This window comes from Burkholderia sp. Ap-955 (genome assembly GCF_011753045.1).
Taxonomy (GTDB): Bacteria; Pseudomonadota; Gammaproteobacteria; order Burkholderiales; family Burkholderiaceae; genus Burkholderia; species Burkholderia lata_D.
Genome location: NZ_VWWH01000115.1, coordinates 1 through 18,325, shown reverse-complemented (window position 1 = coordinate 18,325; position 18,325 = coordinate 1). Strand labels below are relative to the sequence as shown.

The 18,325-nt window shown below is 68.6% G+C and carries 18 protein-coding genes; 6 read left to right on the top strand and 12 right to left on the bottom strand.

Translation table 11 applies throughout. The features are described from left to right. The 3 genes from F3J15_RS33495 to F3J15_RS33485 form a co-directional block, all read right to left on the bottom strand. Positions 1-744: phosphatase PAP2 family protein (locus F3J15_RS33495; RefSeq protein ID WP_166896568.1), on the bottom strand; the 744-nt coding region annotated here is incomplete at its 3' end. Further along, positions 741-2,510 (bottom strand): bifunctional alpha/beta hydrolase/class I SAM-dependent methyltransferase, encoded by a 1,770-nt coding sequence (locus F3J15_RS33490; protein WP_166896566.1) that lies wholly within the window; start codon positions 2,508-2,510, stop codon positions 741-743. The genes F3J15_RS33495 and F3J15_RS33490, both read right to left, overlap by 4 nt. Positions 2,511-2,591: 81 nt before the next feature. Next, the gene (locus F3J15_RS33485; RefSeq protein ID WP_089445401.1) at positions 2,592-3,197 is read right to left on the bottom strand and encodes a CDP-alcohol phosphatidyltransferase family protein; all 606 of its coding nucleotides are present in this window, start codon (positions 3,195-3,197) and stop codon (positions 2,592-2,594) included. A gap of 467 nt (positions 3,198-3,664) precedes the next feature. Between F3J15_RS33485 and F3J15_RS33480 the strand changes: the two genes are divergently transcribed. Together F3J15_RS33480 and F3J15_RS33475 are read left to right on the top strand one after the other, a co-directional pair. Beyond that, entirely contained in the window at positions 3,665-4,297 is a 633-nt protein-coding gene (locus F3J15_RS33480) for a lysophospholipid acyltransferase family protein (protein ID WP_011351684.1), read from the top strand. Between the two features lie 37 nt (positions 4,298-4,334). Beyond that, on the top strand, positions 4,335-5,264 hold the full coding sequence (locus tag F3J15_RS33475) for a phosphatidate cytidylyltransferase (RefSeq protein ID WP_069247715.1): 930 nt from the start codon (positions 4,335-4,337) through the stop codon (positions 5,262-5,264). Between the two features lie 42 nt (positions 5,265-5,306). Here the strand turns inward: F3J15_RS33475 and F3J15_RS33470 are convergent, their stop codons facing one another. Then, entirely contained in the window at positions 5,307-6,131 is an 825-nt protein-coding gene (locus tag F3J15_RS33470) for a topoisomerase IV (protein ID WP_166896564.1), read from the bottom strand. A gap of 56 nt (positions 6,132-6,187) precedes the next feature. Beyond that, entirely contained in the window at positions 6,188-6,982 is a 795-nt protein-coding gene (locus F3J15_RS33465) for a hypothetical protein (protein WP_345891588.1), read from the bottom strand. Between the two features lie 106 nt (positions 6,983-7,088). On the opposite strand from F3J15_RS33465, the gene F3J15_RS33460 reads away from it, so the two are divergent. Together F3J15_RS33460 and F3J15_RS33455 are read left to right on the top strand one after the other, a co-directional pair. Further along, complete coding sequence (locus F3J15_RS33460) at positions 7,089-7,886, top strand: LuxR C-terminal-related transcriptional regulator (RefSeq protein ID WP_166896562.1); 798 nt, start codon at positions 7,089-7,091, stop codon at positions 7,884-7,886. Between the two features lie 178 nt (positions 7,887-8,064). Then, positions 8,065-8,886 (top strand): carbon-nitrogen hydrolase family protein, encoded by an 822-nt coding sequence (locus F3J15_RS33455; RefSeq protein ID WP_166896560.1) that lies wholly within the window; start codon positions 8,065-8,067, stop codon positions 8,884-8,886. 30 nt (positions 8,887-8,916) lie between these two features. Here the strand turns inward: F3J15_RS33455 and F3J15_RS33450 are convergent, their stop codons facing one another. Genes F3J15_RS33450 through F3J15_RS33440 form a run of 3 tightly spaced genes read right to left on the bottom strand, consistent with a single transcriptional unit; the run spans position 8,917 to position 11,925 of the window. Next, positions 8,917-9,228 carry a hypothetical protein gene (locus tag F3J15_RS33450; protein ID WP_166896558.1) on the bottom strand — a complete coding sequence of 104 codons (312 nt, stop codon included), beginning with the start codon at positions 9,226-9,228 and terminating at the stop codon, positions 8,917-8,919. Then, positions 9,228-10,586, bottom strand: a complete 1,359-nt coding sequence (locus F3J15_RS33445) for an acyclic terpene utilization AtuA family protein (protein ID WP_166896556.1) — start codon at positions 10,584-10,586, stop codon at positions 9,228-9,230. Before F3J15_RS33445 ends, F3J15_RS33450 begins: the two co-directional genes overlap by 1 nt. Before the next feature lie 40 nt (positions 10,587-10,626). Beyond that, positions 10,627-11,925 (bottom strand): citrate:proton symporter, encoded by a 1,299-nt coding sequence (locus tag F3J15_RS33440; RefSeq protein WP_089430929.1) that lies wholly within the window; start codon positions 11,923-11,925, stop codon positions 10,627-10,629. Between the two features lie 97 nt (positions 11,926-12,022). Here F3J15_RS33440 and F3J15_RS33435 point away from each other — a divergent pair, with 97 nt between their 5' ends. Further along, positions 12,023-12,919, top strand: a complete 897-nt coding sequence (locus F3J15_RS33435) for a LysR family transcriptional regulator (protein ID WP_166896554.1) — start codon at positions 12,023-12,025, stop codon at positions 12,917-12,919. A 42-nt stretch (positions 12,920-12,961) separates the two neighbouring features. Here the strand turns inward: F3J15_RS33435 and F3J15_RS33430 are convergent, their stop codons facing one another. Both F3J15_RS33430 and F3J15_RS33425 read right to left on the bottom strand, forming a co-directional pair. After that, positions 12,962-13,546 (bottom strand): flavin reductase family protein, encoded by a 585-nt coding sequence (locus F3J15_RS33430; protein WP_166896552.1) that lies wholly within the window; start codon positions 13,544-13,546, stop codon positions 12,962-12,964. A 133-nt stretch (positions 13,547-13,679) separates the two neighbouring features. After that, positions 13,680-14,105: a VOC family protein gene (locus F3J15_RS33425; protein ID WP_166896550.1), complete on the bottom strand. Its 426-nt coding sequence runs from the start codon at positions 14,103-14,105 to the stop codon at positions 13,680-13,682. Positions 14,106-14,217: 112 nt separating this feature from the next. Here F3J15_RS33425 and F3J15_RS33420 point away from each other — a divergent pair, with 112 nt between their 5' ends. Further along, a complete protein-coding gene (locus F3J15_RS33420) occupies positions 14,218-15,093 on the top strand; it encodes a LysR family transcriptional regulator (protein ID WP_166896548.1) in 876 nt (291 codons plus the stop codon). A 15-nt stretch (positions 15,094-15,108) separates the two neighbouring features. On the opposite strand, the gene F3J15_RS33415 is transcribed toward F3J15_RS33420, so the two are convergent. Both F3J15_RS33415 and F3J15_RS33410 read right to left on the bottom strand, forming a co-directional pair. After that, positions 15,109-15,888, bottom strand: coding sequence for a hypothetical protein (locus F3J15_RS33415; RefSeq protein ID WP_166896546.1), 780 nt, complete (start codon positions 15,886-15,888; stop codon positions 15,109-15,111). 55 nt (positions 15,889-15,943) lie between these two features. Then, on the bottom strand, positions 15,944-18,325 hold a 2,382-nt coding region (locus tag F3J15_RS33410), incomplete at its 5' end, for a TonB-dependent receptor (protein WP_240161540.1).

Below are 18,325 nucleotides of genomic sequence, written 5' to 3'. Positions count from 1 at the left end.
CGCCGCCGCGCCAAGCGCATAGCGGTGCGCGAGCGCACGGCCGGCCGCGCCCGGCGACGCATCGGCGCCCGGCAACCGGCCCGCGGCATCGCGCAGCGGAAACAGGAACAGCGCGAGACAGCCGACAGCCGCGCCGGTCGGCACGTCGATCGCGTGATGCTGGTAGGTGGTCAGCACCGACACGCCGATCGCCGCGAACCACAGGTGCAGCACGACGCGCGCGAGCGTGCCGCGCACGTGCTTCGCATAGACGGCCCACAGCACGACGAGCAGCCCGATGTGCAGCGACGGCGCCTGGTTGAACGGCTTGTCGAAGCCCATCAGCAGCGTGAACAGCGCACCGGCCACGCCGCCCGCATCGGGCCGCTCGAAGCCGAAGCGCAACGGCCACGCGATGAAGCACGCGACCGAGATCAGCTGCACGGTCAGCAGCCGCTTCACGTGATCGAGCAGGTCGGCGCGGCGCGTCCAGAAGAAGAACGACAGCGCATACAGCAGGTCGATCGACCAGTACGGCACGATCGTCCACGGCACGAACGGGATCGCGTGCTCCCAGCCGAACGCAAAGGTCGGCACCGCCGCGCGACGCGCGGCGAGCCAGTTCGCGAAACCGTAGGTCGAGAAGAACACGGCGCCCATCACCGCGAGCCAGCCGAAGCGCAGCGCGAACGACGCGTCGCGCGCGCCGGCGCCGGCCGCCGCCGGTTCGGCGAGGTCGCTCGCGCCGCCGCCGAGCGCGCTCATGACGCGTCGACCCGCTGCGCGAGGCTGACCGTGAAGATGCCCATTTCGTCGATCCGCTGGTCGAGCTTGCGGAAGCCCGCGCGCGCGACGAGCTCGTCCATCTCGGCCTGCGAGCGGCGGCGCATCACCCAGGTCGCTTCGCCGCGGTGGTTGTTCAGCGCACGCGCGATGAATTCGAGCTGCGGATGCCACGGCTGCCCCGTATAGACGAGATAGCCGCCCGGCGGCACGGCCTGCGCGAGCCCGCGCAGCGAGCGCTCGATCAGCGCGTTCTCGCCGAACAGTTCGTAGAGGCCCGACACGATCGCGAGCGTCGGACGCGGCTCGAGCGTCGCGAGCGACGCCTCGTCGAACGCGTCGCCGCGCTCGAAGCGCGCGATCGGCTCGAGGCCGCGCTGCGCGATCAGCACGCGCCCGGCCTCGACGTTCGGCGGGCTGTAGTCGCGCAGCGTGATGTCGTCGGGCGCCGCGCCGTCGCGCTCCGCGGCCGACGCGATCGCGTCGAGCACGTAGCGCCCGTGCCCGGCCGCGATGTCGACGATCCGCACCGGTGAGCCTTGGCCGCGCAGGCGGCCGATCGCCGCGCCGATCAGCTCCTGCAGATGCACCTTGCGCTGGCGGATGCCGACCCAGCCCGGCGAATCGAGATAGGTGCGGTCGATCAACGCGCCGACGCCGAGCCGCCCTTGCGCGCGGTTGCGGTACACGTAGTCGAGTGTCGAGCCCGAATCGAAGCCGAGCCGCAGCCCGAGCGCGATGCCGTCCGACAGCGCGCCGCCGGCCTTCAGGCCGGCACGCGTGAGCGCCCAGTACGCCCGCGCGAACGCATTCGCGGGCGGCTGCCCGAGCGCCGCGTATTCGTCGTGGAACGCGCCGCGCCGGTCCGCGTCGGCGAGCGACACGCGCGGGCTCGGCGCATCGAATTCGCGCAGCACGAACGCACGCAGCGGGGCGAGCGCCTGCGCGCGGTCGCGTTCGCCGAGCGTGTCGTGATAGAAGCCCGGCAGCACGATGCGCTCCTTGCGCGCGGCGCCGAGGCGTTCGAAGAAGCGGTCCTGCGGGCCGCGATGCACGACCCAGTCGGCGCCCGAGATCAGCAGCTGCGTCGGCACGGTGATCGCGGCCGCGTCGGCGACGATCCGCTGCGCGGTGTCGTGCAGGTCGAGCAGCATGTTGACCGCGATCGGCCGCGTGATCAGCGGATCGGACGCATAGCTCGCGATCCGCTCGGGATCGTGCGTGAGGAATTTCGGCTTCACGTAGCTGTTCACGTAGAACAGCCCGCGCAGCTTGTGCATCAGCCGCAGGCCCGGCCGCGCGAACGGCACGTAGAGCTTGATGTGGAACGCCGGCGATGCGACGACGAGCGCGCGGATCGGCGGCGCATAATCGTGCGCCCAGGTGGCCGCGAGCACCGCGCCGACGCTCTGGCCGACCACCGCCATGTCCTCGATCGCGATGCCGTGCGTGTCGCGGATATGCTCGACGAAGGTCTGCAGGTCGCGCACCGATGCGGCCGCGCTCGGGCTGTAGCCGCGCGCGCCGGGCGAGCGGCCGTGGCCGCGCGCATCCCACGCGAAAAATGCGAAATCGGGCAGGTCGAGCTCGTCGACCAGATGCGCGACGCGCGCCGAGTGTTCGTGGCCGCGGTGCAGCAACACGATGGCGCCGCGGCAGCGCGAGCCCGTGGCGGGCCAATGACGATAGAACAGCGTTTCGCCGTCGTGCGTGATGAAGTCGGCCTCGCGGGCCATGCGTGCGCTCATGCGTTTCTCTCTCGTTTCGTTATTCGAATCTTGGTGCGCCGCCCTCCGGCGCCCGATACCGCAACTGCGCTGACTACTGTTTCAACCGCCCTTTTCCGCGATGCCGGCCTGCACGCGCCGCACCACGGTCACAATCGACAGCACGATCAGCAGCCGCCACAGCCATGCTGCAACGCCGCCGACCGGAAACCCGAGCCCGATCCACAGCGCGAACGCGCCTAGGGCGAGCGCGCGGTCGCTCTTGCCGAACGGGCCGTCGTAGCGGCGGCTCACGCCGACCAGCGGGCCGATCAGCCCCGCGCATTCGACGATCACCGCCGTCAGCGCGAACAGCCAGACGTCTGCCGGAGCGAACGCGGGAATCGCGAGAAACGGCAGCACCAGCGCGACATCGGACACGACGTCGCCGAGTTCGTTCAGGTAGGCGCCGAGCGTACTCTTCTGGCCGTGCTCGCGCGCGAGCATCCCGTCGATCGCGTTGAGCGCCATCCGCGCGAACAGCCACAGCGGGATCAGCAGGAACAGCGCACGGGCGAACACGCCGAGCCCGGCGAGCGCGCCGACGACGATCGAGCCGCCGGCCGCGAACAGCGTGACCTGGTTGGCCGTCACGCCGCGCTCGGCGAGCGAGTTCGCGAACGGGCGCAGCGTGTTCTGGAATTTGGGTTTGAGTGCGTAGAGGCTCATCGTTTCGTATTCGTATTATTCGCGCGGCACAGTCGGATACGTTTCCCGCCGCCATGCCCCGGGCGGCGAAACGGCCTTGGACGGCCTTCCATGGACGGCCCTAATCGTCGCCGAGCGGCCCCGATGCGTCAAGCACGCGCCCGGCCCGCACGCGCAGCGCCAATCTGGCGTTTTTGACGGAAACTCGCGATAATCCGCTGGCCCGATCGCAGCGAGATCCATTCGAACTGCAAACGGGCACTCGTGCAACAGCCGACTATCACGCCGCCGATCGGCGCATTCGCCGCGACGCAAGCGCGTGTGACGGCGACTCGTCCGATTATCGCGGACCTGCGACAGGCAGCCACGAATTTGAAAAAATTTAAACAAGGGCCGTCCGGCGCGCATCCTGCCGCGCCGGCATTCCGGGGTCCCGCCCGCCGCTCACGCGCAGCGGGCCATGCAGGCACGCAGGAGGCGCAGCGCCGATGAACATCCTCAACGTCTGGCAGCGCGATTTCCTGCTGTCCATCGTGCGGCTCGTCGCCGGCGCGTATCCGGTCTGGCATCAGGCGCCGCCGTCCCCGACGCAGAAGATCTACTTCTCGAACCACACGAGCCACATCGACACGCTCGCGATCCTCGCCGCGCTGCCGCGCAACGTGCGCGCGGTCGTGCGGCCGGTCGCCGCGCGCGACTACTGGGACAGCAGCGACATGAAGCGCCACATCGCGCAGAAGCTGCTGAACGTCGTGCTGATCGATCGCCACCGCGAATCCGGCGGCGACCCGCTCGACCCCGTGCGCGACGCGCTCAAGCAGGGCCATTCGATCATCATCTTCCCGGAAGGCACGCGCGGCGCCGAGATCCTGCCGCAGCCGTTCAAGAGCGGGCTGTTCCACCTCGCGACCGAGTTTCCGGACGTCGCGCTCGCGCCCGTCTATCTCGAGAACCTGCAGCGGATCATGCCGAAGGGCGCGATCTGGCCGGTGCCGCTGATCTGCAAGGTGCACTTCGGCGCGAACGATGCGCTCGGCGCGCAGGAAGATAAGCCGACGTTCCTCGCCCGCATGCGCGACGCGGTCGTCGCGCTCGCGCCGCCGCAGCGGCCGGCCGGCTGAACGCGGCGCCCTCTTCTCCCCTTTCCGGATATCAACCATGCGAACCATTTTCTGGGAACTGGTCGCGGGCGTCACGGGCGTGCTCGTCGTCGCGACCGTGATCGGCGCGATCCTCGGCGCACGCAGCGGCGGCACGAGCGCGACCATCGTCAACCTGAACCAGCGCATCCGCGCGTGGTGGGCGATGATCGCGATCATGGCCATCGCGATCGGCCTCGGCAACAACATCACCTATCTGGTGTTCGCGGTGCTGTCCTACCTGACGCTGCGCGAATTCATCACGCTCACCCCCACCACGCCGAGCGACCATACGACGCTGTTCATCGCGTTCTTCGTCGCGATTCCCGTGCAATACCTGCTGCTCGGGATCAACTGGTACGGGATGTATTCGATCTTCGTGCCCGTGCACCTGTTCTTCGCGATGTCGCTCGTGTCGGCGCTCACGCAGGACACGCGCGAATTCCTGAGCCGCAACGCGAAGATCAACTGGGCGCTGATGGTCTGCGTGTACGGGCTGAGCCATGCGCCGGCCGTGCTGATCCTCGACATTCCGCACTACGTGGGGCAGAACGCGCTGCTGCTGTTCTTCTTCCTGTTCGTCGTGCAGATCAGCGACGTGCTGCAGTACGTGGTCGGCAAGCTGTTCGGCAAGCGCAAGATCGCGCCGCAGCTGTCGCCGTCGAAGACGATCGAAGGTTTCATCGGCGGCGGTCTGCTGGCCACGCTGTGCGGCGCCTCGCTGTATCGCGTGACGCCGTTCAGCTTCGGATCGGCGTTCGGCATCTCGCTGGCGATCGTGATCGCGGGCTTCGTCGGCGGCCTCGTGCTGTCGGCCGTCAAGCGCTCGCTCGGCACCAAGGACTGGGGCTCGATGATCGCGGGCCACGGCGGGATGCTCGATCGCGTCGACTCGATCTGCTTCGCCGCGCCGGTGTTCTTCCACCTCGTGCGGTATCTGTACGTGTGATGCGCGGGCGGCGCAACGCCGCCCGTTCCTGCGCGCGAAGGATCAGTACCCTTCGCGCAATGCCTTCGGCACGACGTAGCGGCCACGCGCCGCGTCGAATGTCACCGTATGGCGCGCGCGGATCGTCTTGTCACCGCGCGTGCCCGTTTCCGTGACCGTCAACGGATAGACGTCGCCGGTGCCGGTCAGGTCCGGCGCGATCTCGAAGCGACGTTCCTCGCAGCGCGCCCGGGCGTTCGCACATTCGGTCGACTCCGCGTTGTCGAGCGCCTCGTCGATGCGCGCCGCCGCCAGCACCAGTGCATTGCCGACCGGCAGCCAGATCGCGCGGAAGCGTTGCGAATAGCCTTGCCGCGTGTCGCTTTCGCCGATGACGAACCCGAACAGGTGCGGCCCGAGCCGCTCGATGCGCACCGTGCCGGGCTCGCCGCGCCCACCCGACGCGATCTCCGTTTTCTTCATGACCGGCTCGAGCGTCCGGCCGCCCGCCGCCGGTTTCAGCACATACAGGTCGATCGTGCCGGTCGTCGCGTCCGAATCCATGCCCGGCATCCCGTTCTGCACGGCCGCCTCGGTCTCGCCGCACACCGCGAGCAGCGTGCGCGGGCCATCCCCGGTCGCGACGCGCAGCGAGCCGCATGGCGTATAAATCAGATCGTCCCCGTCCGCCTGCCAGCCCTTGCGGTCCGCGCGCCACTTGCCGTAAGTGTCGTGGATGAAGGTCTTCAGCAGCGGGTCGGGCTGGACCGGCTCGGCCGCATAAACGGGCGACAACGCGGAAAGTGCGGTGAGTACCGCGAGCGCGCCAAGCGCGGCGAGCGAAGCCGCAAGCGGCTTCAGACGTGTGTTCCGGTGCGGGACAGTCATGACGTGGTTCGTTCTGCTCGAAAAGAGGGGTGGCGAATGATGGTGGACCGACACGTTCACGGTTGCCGTGGCGCGATGCCGGTGCCGTCCGGCTTCAGCCGCGCGGTTGGCACCCACCCTTCGGCGATGCCGCGCGTGCGCGGATTCAGGTAGACGACCGACGTGAAACGGCCATAGTCGGCACGCGCATCGACGTGGTCGTGCTCGACGATGAACAGCCCGTCGAACCGGCACGCGTCGTCCGGCGCCGAATAGAACGGCAGGCGCCCCTTGCCGGTGACGACACGCCCGGCATCGCTGCCCATCACGTCATCGCCCTGCGCCTGCGCGCGGCGGTTCAGCGCATCGCAATCGACGGCGTTACGCACGGGCGCGGCCGGTGCGGTCGGTGTGGCCGGTGTGGCCGGTGTGGCCGGCGCAACGCACGTCGACACGAATCGCGACAACGCACGCCGGTCGATCTTCAGGACTTCCGGCCGGTCGGGATCGCGCGTGACGTCGAGCGCACGCATCGCCTGCGTATCGAGTGTGACCCAGCCGATCGTCGCCTCGCGATTCGGCGTGCCCGAGTGATCCGGCATCGTGAACAGCCTGACGCGGTAGACGTTGCCGTCACGCTCGTCCACGTCGGCATGGATGTCGCGCCGGTTCATCTCGGTCTGCCGTAGCGCCGGTACGATCAACCGGGTCAGTTGATCATTGCACGACGCCGGCGGCGTGGCGGCGGCCGTCGGCCAGGCCATCGCGCCCAGGCATGCCATCGCGGCAGGCGCGGCGACGGCCGCGGCGAACCGGCGGCGGCGGATGGCCTCGCCATTCGCGCCGGCCGGCGTTACGATCTCGTTCTTCACCCAGGCTCCGTTCGATGCGCGCGGGAATCGGCCCGCGAGCCCGTAGCGTACACGCACGGCGCGGCACCGCAAGCGCGCATCGCACCTGCCCGACATGGACCCACGCATGAACCTCACGTTGCAGGACGTCGCATGGCACCGCTCGGTCGGACGGCTCATCGAGTCGCTCGACCAGCCGGGTTTCTGGCTGGCGCTGATCCGGCTGATCGAGGAATACGTCGCGGTCGACAGCTGGGTCGCGCTGACGTTCGGCGACGGCCGCCCGCAGGTGTTCGCCGAATGCCCGTACGAAGGCGGCGGCCCCGACCCGCTGTTCCGCGACTACGTGCAGGGCCTGTACCAGCTCGACCCGTTCTACATCGCGAACCGCGACGCGCCGAAGAGCGGCCTGTTCCGGCTGTCCGACGTCGCGCCCGAATGCTTCCGCGATACCGAGTACTACACGCTCTATTTCACGCACAACGTCGTCGAGGACGAGGTGCAGTTCAACGTCGTGCTCGACGATGCACGCACGCTGTGCCTGTCGCTCGGCAGCAAGCGGCGCTTCAGCCCCGAGCAGGTGGCGCTGCTCGACCTGATCCGGCCGTGGGTGGCCGGGCTGATGCGGCAGCGGCTCGCGTTCGAGCCGGCCGCCATCGAAGCCGCGGTGCCGTCGCGGGCCGGCACCCGTGCGCAGGACGGCTTCGAGCGCGCAATGGCGCGGCTCGGCACGCCGCTCACCGCGCGCGAACTCGACGTGATCCGGCTGATCCTGAGCGGCCGCTCGAACAAGGAAGTCGCGAACAAGCTGTCGATATCCGCCGAAACGGTCAAGGTCCATCGCCGCAACATCTACGGGAAGCTCGCCATCAACTCGCAATCGGAGCTGTTCTCGCTGTTCCTGAACGCGCAAACCGGCACCTGACGCGCATCGCGGGTCGCACGTGTCGATGCTCGCCGGCACCGGCGGCGTCACAGATCAATACCCCCGAAGGGTTAACGCGCCGGCGGGATGGGAAATCCGCCGCTTCGGCGCATACTGGGGCCTCCTTACCCACCCTTCCGGCGCCATCGGCGACGGGCCCCTGCTTACCGACATCGCCATGAAACTGAAGCTCGATATCGTCCAGCTCGCCGGTCGCGACGGCGACACGCACTACAACCTGCAGCGCACGCTCGAAGCGATCGCCACCTGCGCACCGGGCACCGACATCGTGATGTTTCCGGAAGCGCAGCTCACCGGCTTCCTCGATCCGTCGAATCTTGCGGAATGCGCCGAGCCGCTCGACGGCCCGAGCGTCGGCGCGGTCATGGCAGCCGCACGCGCACGCGATGTGGCGGTCGTGGTCGGGCTGATCGAGAACGACGGCGGCCGCTTCTACAACACGACCGTGTTCGTCACGCCGGACGGCATCGCGCTGCGCTATCGCAAGACGCATCTGTGGGTGAGCGAGCATGGTGTCGTGCTGCCCGGCGACCGTTTCGCGACGATCGAATGGCGCGGCGTACGGATCGGCCTGCTGATCTGCTACGACAACGAATTCCCCGAAACGGGCCGCGCGCTCGCCGCGCTCGGCGCCGAGCTGATCCTCATCACCGACGGCAACATGGAGCCGTACCGCCCCGTCCACCGCACGTCGGCCACGGCGCGGGCGATGGAGAACCAGGTGTTCGCGGTGGTCGCCAACCGCGTCGGCGACAGTTCACACGACGTCGTGTTCGCGGGCGGCAGCCTCGCGGTCGATCCGTTCGGTAACATGATCTTCGAAGCCGGCAATACCGAATCGCGTCACGCGGTCGAACTCGATTTCGACCAGCTCGCCGCGTCGCGCGCGGTCTACGACTATCGCCGCGATCAGCGCCTGCACATCGCCGGCGAACGCATCGAGCACGCCAACGGCCTGCGCGAACTGCTGATTCCGTAAGCGCCGGCCCGCCTCCGGCGGCGACATCCGTCACACCGGAGCGGGCACCTCGATCGCCAGCAGCGCCGAACTGACGGACTTGCCGTGCGCGTCGAGCGCGAGCGAGCGCGTGACGCCGCCACCGAGCGCATCGCGCAGCACGAAATTGAATGCGCCGAGCGCCGGCAATTCGTAACGCACGACGTCGCCGTGCACGATACCCGCAAGCCACGCCTTCACCGCCTTGGCCTCCAGATGCGTGCGCAGATGATCGTAATGACGCGGATCGTGGCAGATGACCGACACGTTCAGCGTATTGCCCTTGTCGCCGGTGCGCGCATGCGCGAGTTCACGCAGTTGCATCATGCCTCCACGAATGAAAACGACGGCGTCACGGCCGCGCGCGGCAGCAGTACCGACTGCACCGCGATGACCTCGCGCGTCGACTTGAACGCGCCGCCGCCGCCGGCCGGCCCGTTCGTATAGAGCGTCTCGACTTCGTTGCCGATGCGCGCGGCTTCGGCTGCGCTCGCCGCACGGCCAGCCACCCGCACCCGCACCTCGGCCGGCTCGCCGCGCACGGCAGGCGTCGCGTCGCCATACAGCGAATCGACACCGATCAGGTCAAAGCGCAACTCGGTCGCGGCGACGCCGGTCATTGCCAACCGCTCGCGAACGATCTCGAGCGCGAGACGCGCGCGTTCGAGCGCACCCGGGCCGCCGTACGAAATCTGGCCTTCGCCGATCCAGCCGTCGACGTAAGCCACCGATACCTTCAGTGTGTCGGGCCGCGCGGCGCCGCGCCCGCCCGTCACGCGCACGCGATCGGTCGCCTCCTCGGCGACGGTGACCTGCGTGAAATCCGCGACGACATCGGGCTGCAGATACCGCGCCGGATCGTGAATCTCGTAGAGCAGCTGTTCCTTGCAGGTCGCCGCGCTCACGCGGCCGCCTGCGTGCGGCACCTTGGTGATCACGACCGTGCCGTCGGCCGCGACTTCGCCGATCGGAAACCCGAGGCGCGCGAGGTTCGGCACGTCCTTGTAGCCGGGATCGGCGAAATAGCCGCCCGTCACCTGCCCTGCGCATTCGAGCAGGTGGCCGACGACCGTCGCGGCGCCAAGCGTGTCCCAGTCATCCATCCGCCAGCCGAACGCGTGAATCAGCGGCGCCGCGAACAGCGACGGATCGGCGACGCGCCCGGTCAGCACGACGTCCGCGCCGGCCGCGAGCGCATCGACGATCGGCGCGGCGCCGAGGTACGCGTTCGCGGACACGATGCGGTCGCGATACGCGGCGACGTCGTCGCCCGATTCCTCGAAGCGGAATGCGCCGCGCAGCACCACGTCGAGCACGTCGTCGCCTTCGACCGCCGCGACCTTCAGCTTCGCGAAACCCAACGATTGGGCGATCTGCGCGGTGCGCCGTGCAGCCGCACGCGGATTCGCCGCGCCCATGTTCGACACGATGCGCACGCCCTTCGGCACGGCGACCGGCAGCACCGCGCGCATCCGCGCGTCGAGCAGCGGGTCGTAGCCGAGTGCCGGGTCCTTGCGCCGCGCCTGCTGCGCGATCGCGATCGTGCGCTCGGCCAGGCATTCGAAGACGAGATAGTCGAGCTGCCCGCGTTCGGCCAGTTCGACCGCGGGCTCGATCCGGTCGCCCGAGTAGCCGGCGCCCGCGCCGATGCGCACACGCCGTTCAGGTTGCTTTGCTGTCATGTCCGTACCGTCGTCCGGCGGAGGTCACCGCCGGGAAAGATCAAAAGATGCCCAGCACGACGCACGCGATCGTCATCACGATCGAGGCGCCGAACAGCAGCGGGAACGTGAATTTCTGGTGCTCGGCCAGCTCAATGCCGCACAGGCCGACGACGAGGAAGGTCGCGGGCGTCAGCGGGCTGACCGGGAACCCCGTCGTCATCTGCCCGAGCAGGGCAGCCTGCCCGACCTGCACCGCCGGCACGCCGAGCTGGCCGGCCACCTCCGCGATCACGGGCAGCACGCCGAAGTAGAACGAATCGGGATCGAACAGCATGCTGAGCGGCATCGACGCGAGGCCGAGCACCACCGGAATGTGGCCGGCCATCGACGGCGGCACGAAGCCGACCGCCGCCTGCGCCATCGCCTTCAGCATCCCGCTGCCCTGCATGATCCCCGTGAACACGCCGGCCGCGAGCAGGATGCCGGCCATCATCAGCGCGGCGCGCGCATGCGCGTCGATGCGCTTGCGTTGCATGTCGACGTCCGGGTAGTTCACCATCAGCGCGATGCACAGCCCGACCATGAACATGATCGCGGGCGGGATCTTCTCGCCCATCACGACCATCGTGCCGAGCACGACGAGCGTCAGCACGAGGTTGAACCAGAACAGGTGCGGCCGGCGCAGCGCCTGCTCGTCGGGCGTCAGCTCGCGCTTCGGCAGCGGGATCGACGCATCGTCGCGCGACAGGCCGAGCCGCTTCTCCTCGCGCCGCCCGAGCCAGTAAGCGACGCCGAACACGAACACGAGCCCGATCGCCTGCACCGGGATCAGCGGATTGAACAGCGCCGACACCGGCAGGTGCAGCGACGCCGACGCGCGGATCATCGGCCCCGTCCACGGCAGGAAGTTGATGCCCGCGGCCATCGACACCGCGGCGGCCAGCACGCGCCGGTCCATCTTCAGCCGGTCGTACAGCGGCAGCACGGCCGGAATCGTCACAAGGAAGCAGACGGCGCCCGAGCCGTCGAGGTGGATCAGCAGCGCGAGCAGCGTGGTACCCATCACGATGCGCGTCGGCCGCGTGCCGACCGCGCGCAGGATGCGGTCGATGATCGGGTCGAGCGTGCCGGCGTCGGTGATCGTCCCGAAATAGAGGATCGCGAACACGAACATCCCGACGACGGGCGCGAGCCCCTTCAGCCCGTCGATGACGAACTTGCTGGTGTGCAGCCCGAAGCCGCCGATCAGCGACGCGGCGATCGGCACGATGATCAGCGCGACGAGCGGCGACATCCGCTTCGACAGAATCGCGGCCAGCAGCACGACGATCGTGCCAAGCCCGAGTAACGGCAGCATCCGTGTCTCCTACCTTGTCTTTTGTTGGAGACGAGCGTAAGGTCGGCGCAGCGATAGCGCAATTGAAATGATTTGATCGCAGCAATCACGAACTGTTATGGATCTGAATCTTCGCGACATTCGCGCGTTCGTCACCGTCGCGCAGGCCGGCAATTTCACGCGCGCGGCCGCGCGCCTGCACCTGTCGCAGCCGGCGCTGACCGTGCAGATCCGCCGGCTCGAGGAGATCGTCGGCGCGCGCCTCTTTGACCGCAACAGCCGCAGCGTCGCGCTCACGCAGACCGGGCGCGAGCTGCTGCCGCTGCTGCAACGCTCGCTCGACGACATGGAACGCGTGCTGCGCGACGCGCGCGCGCTCGGCGAAGGCACGAGCGGCACGGTGCGGCTCGCGTGCCTGCCGACCTTCGCGTCCAGCGTGCTGCCCGAGCTGATCCAGTCGTTCCGGCGCGACGTGCCGCGCGCGGGCTTCGAGATCCGCGACGGCGTCGCGAGCCTCGTCACCGCACTCGTGCGCAACGAGGAAGCCGATCTCGGATTGACGGGCGGCGATACCTTCGATGCGTCGCTGGAGGTGCTGTATGTGGGCGCCGACCGGCTCGTCGCCGTGTGCCCGAAGGATCATCCGCTCGCGCGCAAACGCCGCGTGACCACCGCCGACGTCGCAGCCGTGCCGCTCGTGCTCACCGCACGAGGCACGAGCGTGCGCAGCGTCGTCGATGCCGCGCTGGACGCGGCCGGCTGCACGCCCGACATCGCGTGCGAACCGACCTACATGATGACGGCCGTCGCGATGGTGCGCGGCGGGCTCGGCGTGACGATCCTGCCGGCAACCGCGCGCGAGGTGCGTGCCGAGCCCGAGCTGGTCGCGAAACCGATCGACGACCCCGCGTTCGTGCGGCCGATCGCGCTCGTCACGAAGCGCGGCCGCACGCTGCCGCGCGTCACGCAGGCGTTCGCCGAAACCATGCTGATGGAATTGAACAAGCGCGCGTGAACCGCGCGCCCGGATCGGCGGAGCCGGTCGCCCGCCCGACGCTTACTTCGCGTCCGGATCGACGTGCAGCGATTCGCCGATCGCATAGAAATTACCGCCCGCGATGTAGTGCAGGCTGCGCAGCGCCGGATCGGCCGATTCGAAATACCAGTGGCCGTCGCGAAACACGCGCGTGTCGGACCACGCCGCCACCACCTCGCCGATGAACAGGTCGTAGGTCTGCTGGTTGTGCGGCTCCGGAATCAGCCTGCACGCGAGCCAGCCGGAACAGCCGGCGACGAACGGCAGGTCGTGGCCTTCGACGTCGAACAGCGTGACGCCCGCTTCGCTCAGCTTTTCGGGCCGCTCCGCGAGACTGTGGCTGCCGACCGCATGCGTGAGCCGAAGCTGCGCGGCCGTCGGCACCTGGATCACGAACGTGCCGCTGCGCTCGACGAGTTCACGCGTCTTCGCGGATTTGTCGAGCACGACCGTCAGCTTCGGCGGCAGGAAGTCCAGCGCGCACGCCCAGGCGGCGGCCATCACGTTGTCGACGCCGTCGTGGCGGGCCGACACGAGCACGGTCGGACCGTGGTTGAGGAGACGGTAGACCTTCTTCAGCTCCACCGGAGCGATGTGACTGTCCATACGGGTTCCTTGGAGAACGGCTCGCACGGACGGATGCCGTGCGGCGCGGCGCCGGCCGGTGCGCAGGCGCGCAACCGGGCCGGAGGCCGCATTCTCGCACCCAATGGCAATCGGCGCTGACCGCGCCCGCCGGTCACTTCGCGAACAACTGGCCGATATCGCGGAACGCCTTGAATTCGAGCGCGTTGCCGCACGGATCGAACAGGAACATCGTCGCCTGTTCGCCGACCTGCCCCTGGAACCGCACATACGGCTCGATCGCGAAGGTCACACCGAACGACTTCAGCCGCTCGGCCAGCGCTTCCCAGCTCGGCCAGTCGAGCACGATCCCGAAATGCGGCACCGGCACGTCGTGACCGTCCACCGCGTTCGTATGCGCGCCTTCCTGCGACGCGGTCTTCGGATGCTCGTGGATCACGAGCTGGTGCCCGTAGAAGTCGAAGTCGACCCACTGCGCGCTCGAGCGCCCTTCGGCCAGCCCGAACACACGGCCGTAGAAATCGCGCGCGGCCGGCAGGTCGTAGACGGGAATCGCCAGGTGAAACGGGGAAAGACTCATGGTGGCCTCGTGATGGAACGCTCGCGTGGCGCGAGGACGGCACCATGGTAGTCAAGGTCAAGCAGAAATTAAATCAATATATAGTTGCATCATTCACAAACGAAATTGATGAATGATCCGCGAACTGAAAACCCTCGTCGCCGTCGCCCGCGAAGGCACGTTCGCCGCGGCCGGCAACCGTATCGGGCTCACGCAGGCGGCCGTCAGCGCGCAGATGCAGCGGCTCGAAGCCGAACTCGGCTTCGCGCTGTTCGACCGGCAAGGCCGGTCGGCGCGGCTCAACGAGATGGGTCATCACGTGCTCGACCAGGCGCAGACGCTGATCGGCTTGTACGAGAACCTGAGCTCGACGTCGCCCGGCTCGCCGGCCGTCGTGCGCGTGACGATCGGCGCGATCGCGTCGGTGCAGAGCGCGCTGCTGCCGGCCGCGCTCGCCGATTTCCATCGCCGGCATCCCGCGTGCCGGACGCGCGTGATACCGGGCCTGTCGATCGAGCTGGTCAACCGGGTCGACGCGGGCGAGATCGACATGGCCGCGATCATCCGGCCGCCGTTTACGCTGCAGAGCGACCTGCACTGGACGACCCTCGTGCAGGAGCCGTTCCGGCTGATCGTGCCGCGCAGCGTGAAGGGCAAGGACTGGGCCGAGCTGCTCGCCCGCGAGCCGTTCGTGCGCTACGACCGCGCGTCGTTCGGCGGCCGCCAGGTCGACCGCTTCCTGAGGAAGATGCACATCGCGGTGCGCGACACCTGCGAACTCGACGAGCTCGACGCGATCGTCAAGCTGGTCGAGAACGGCGTCGGCGTCGCGATCGTCCCGCAGACCGCCGTGTATCGCCGCTGGCCGGCCGGCGTGCGTGCGCTCGACCTCGGGCATCACACGTTCCACCGTGACATCGGGCTCGTGCATCGCGCGCGGCGGACGATGTCGGAGCCGGCGCAGCGGCTCGCGCAACTGATCGAAGCGGCGGCACTGCAGGCGGCCTAGCGTCGATGTTGCCGATCAGCGCCGCCCGGCCGCCCAGTCGACGGCCGCGTCGAACAGCGCGACACCGGCCGGCGACAGGTTCACGAACGTGTCGTTGTCGAGGAAGAACATCACGCGGCGAGCCGGCGCGAGCGCTTCGTAGTCCATCGTCGCGCCCTTCTCGTACGCGAAGATCGCGGCCTTGTCGGGCTGGCCGTACACGGTCGCGATCGTGATCGCGCCGAGCCCCGGCTTGCCCCAGCTCATCGGCGCCTGCTTGCCGTACACGTTGGTCGCGCCGGCCGGCAGCCCGGCCGCGATCGGGTGCGGCGCATTGACGAGCCACAGGTAGCGCTCCTTGCCCGTTTCGCCGAAGTCGACGTCGTGACGCTTGCCCGTCATCGCGAAATCGTCGAGCAGGTCGTTTTCCCAGGTCACGAGCGGCTTGTCGAGCGTGCGCCAGCCGGGCCGCACGTTCTTCGACGACACCGTCGACGAAATCACGACCAGGTCCGCATCACGCGCAGCATCGGGCGTCGACGATTCGTCGATCAGGCGCACCGCATAGCCGCGTTCGCCGAGATGCTGGCTGATGCGTTCGTCGACCTTCAGGTTCGGCCCGCGCAGCTGCACGAGCATCGCGATGCGCGTGACGGCCTGCGGGGCATCGGCCGCCAACGCGGGGACGGCCACCCCCGCGCCGAGGCCCAGGCCCGCGCCGATCGCGAGCACCGAGCCCGCGATCGCGCGCAATGCACGGCGCCGCGCACCGGCAGCCACGGCGCGCACGGCGCCGGTCTTCATGTTCCGGTTCATCTGGATCTTCTCCGAAGCCGCGCGCCGCCGTGACGGCCGCGCGGCGATTGCGTGGTCAGAACTGCAGCGTGGTGAGCAGCGACACCTGTCGCGCATCGCCGATCGCGACGAAGTAGCGGTTCGCGCTCGACGGGTAGTACGTCCGATTGAAGAGGTTCTTCACGTTGAGCTGGAACGACAGCTTCTGCTTGCCGATTCGCGTGTCGTACGTGGCGAACGCGTCGGCGAGCACGTACGACGGCAGCGTGAAGCTGTTCGCCGAATCGCCGGGCCGCGCACCGACGTAGCGCATGTCCGCGCCGATGCGCAGGTCGTCGCCGCCCGCCACCGTGCCGAAGTCGTAGACGGCCGCGAGCGACGCGGTGTGACGCGCGACGTTCCACAGCTGGTTGCCCGCGTACAGCGGATCCTCGGTCGTCTTCGCGTCGATGTATGCGTAGCTCGCGATCACGTTCACGCGCTCGCCGATCTTGCCCGACACGTCGAGCTCGATTCCGCGCGAGCGCGCCTTGCCCGACGTGCGCCAGTCGGTCAGCTTGGTCGCGTCGTTGTACTGCGACACGAGCACGTTCTTCTTGTCGATGTTGAAGAACGCGAGCGTGCCCGTCATGCCGCCCGGCAGGTCGAGCTTGCCGCCCACTTCCCATGCGGTCGCTTCCTCGGGCGGCGTCGCGCCGTCGATGATGTAGCCCGTCATCGGCGCGATCGACGACGACGGCTTCAGCGATTGCGAATAACTGCCGTACAGCGAGAACGTGTCGGTCCACTTGTAGACGACGCCCGCGCGCGGCAACCACTTCGAGCCGCTGAGATCGGTGTTCGCGACGAACGGCCGGCCGCGCCCCGCGACCTGGTTGTACGTGATGTAGCGCAACCCGCCCGACACGATCCACTTGTCGGTCAGGTGGATCGTGTCCTGCACGAACGCGGACGCATCGTGCAGCGTGTCGGTCTGGTCGCTGTCGCTCGCCGACACCGTGCTCGACGGCGGTAGCAGCCCGTAGACGGGATTGATATAGCTGAACGGCGTCTTCACGGCCTGCCGCAGCATGTCCTTGCGGTAGATGCGGCGGTATTCGGTATCGAAGCCGACCTGCACGTCGTGCCGCATCCCGCCCAGCATCAGCTTGCCGTTCACGTAGCCGATCCCGTAGCTGTCGGTGCTGAGCGAGCCGTGCGTCGCGTCGTTGCTGCGCGTCATCGTGCCCTTCACCGGATCGACGCCCGTCGTGCGCAACTGGTTCGCGTCGTAGGTTTCGCGGTTGTAGCTGTAGCCGAAATGCGCGCTCCAGTCCGCGTTGAACTGGTGATCGACGCTCACCTGCGCGAGGTGCGATTCGCCGTCCATGTTGTTGAACGGCTCGTCGATGCGACGCCGTGCGGGAATGTCGAGCGGCGCGTTGGTGCGCGGGTCGAGCGCGGTGCCGCGATCGAACGGCGTATGGAATTTGCGGTACTGGTAGGACACCGCGACCTGCGTATCGCGGCCGTACCACGCGAACGACGGCGCGACGAAGGTCTGCCGGTATTCGCCGAAGTTGCGCCAGTACTGCTCGTTCGACTGGTCGACGATCAGCCGGTACGCGAGCCGCGAATCGCCGACCGGCCCGGTCGAATCGAAGGTCGCGCTGCCGCCGTTCTTGCCGTGCCCGAACGTCGACGCGCCGAGCGAGATCGCGTTGTAGCGCTTGAGCTGCGGCTGCTTGGTGACGACGTTGACCACACCGCCCGGGTCCATCAGCCCGTACAGCAGCGACGTCGGCCCCTTCAGCACCTCGACGCTGTCGACCGCCGCGTTGAATGCGCGCCCCTGCACGAGCGGCATCCCGTTCTGCATGATCGAGCCGTCGCGGTTGCCGCCGAAGCCGCGCTTCATGATCGTGTCCTGCGTGCCCGCGAGCGTGTTGCCCTGCGTGATGCCGCTGACGTTGCCGAGCGCGTCGTCCAGGTTGCGCGGGCGCTGGTCGCGCAATACCTGCGCGGGCACGATGTTGACGGCCTGCGCGGTGTCGAGCAGCGGGATCTCGGAACGCAGCACGCCCGCCTCCTTCGGCGCCCGATAGCTTTCGGCGCGTAGCGCGCGGGTGCGCACATTGATCGCGGGCAACTCGGCGCCCGCCGCGACGCCTGCCGCCGCGGGACGTGCGACTGAACCGTCCGCGCGCTTGAGCGTGTAACCGCCGCCCGATTGGCGCAACGCGACGAGCCCCGTGCCCGCGAGCAGGCGGTCGAGCGCGCCGTCGACGTCGAAGCGCCCCTGCACGCCGCCGCTCGTCAGGCCGGCCGTCAACTCGGCCGGAAACGCGAGCAGGATGCCTGCGTCGCGGCCGAACCGGTTCAGCGCCGCTTCGAGCGGCCCGGCCGGAATGTCGAACGCACGGCGTGCCGCGCGCTGCGCGGCCGGCGCCGCATCGGTGTCGGTGTCGGCCAGCGCGGG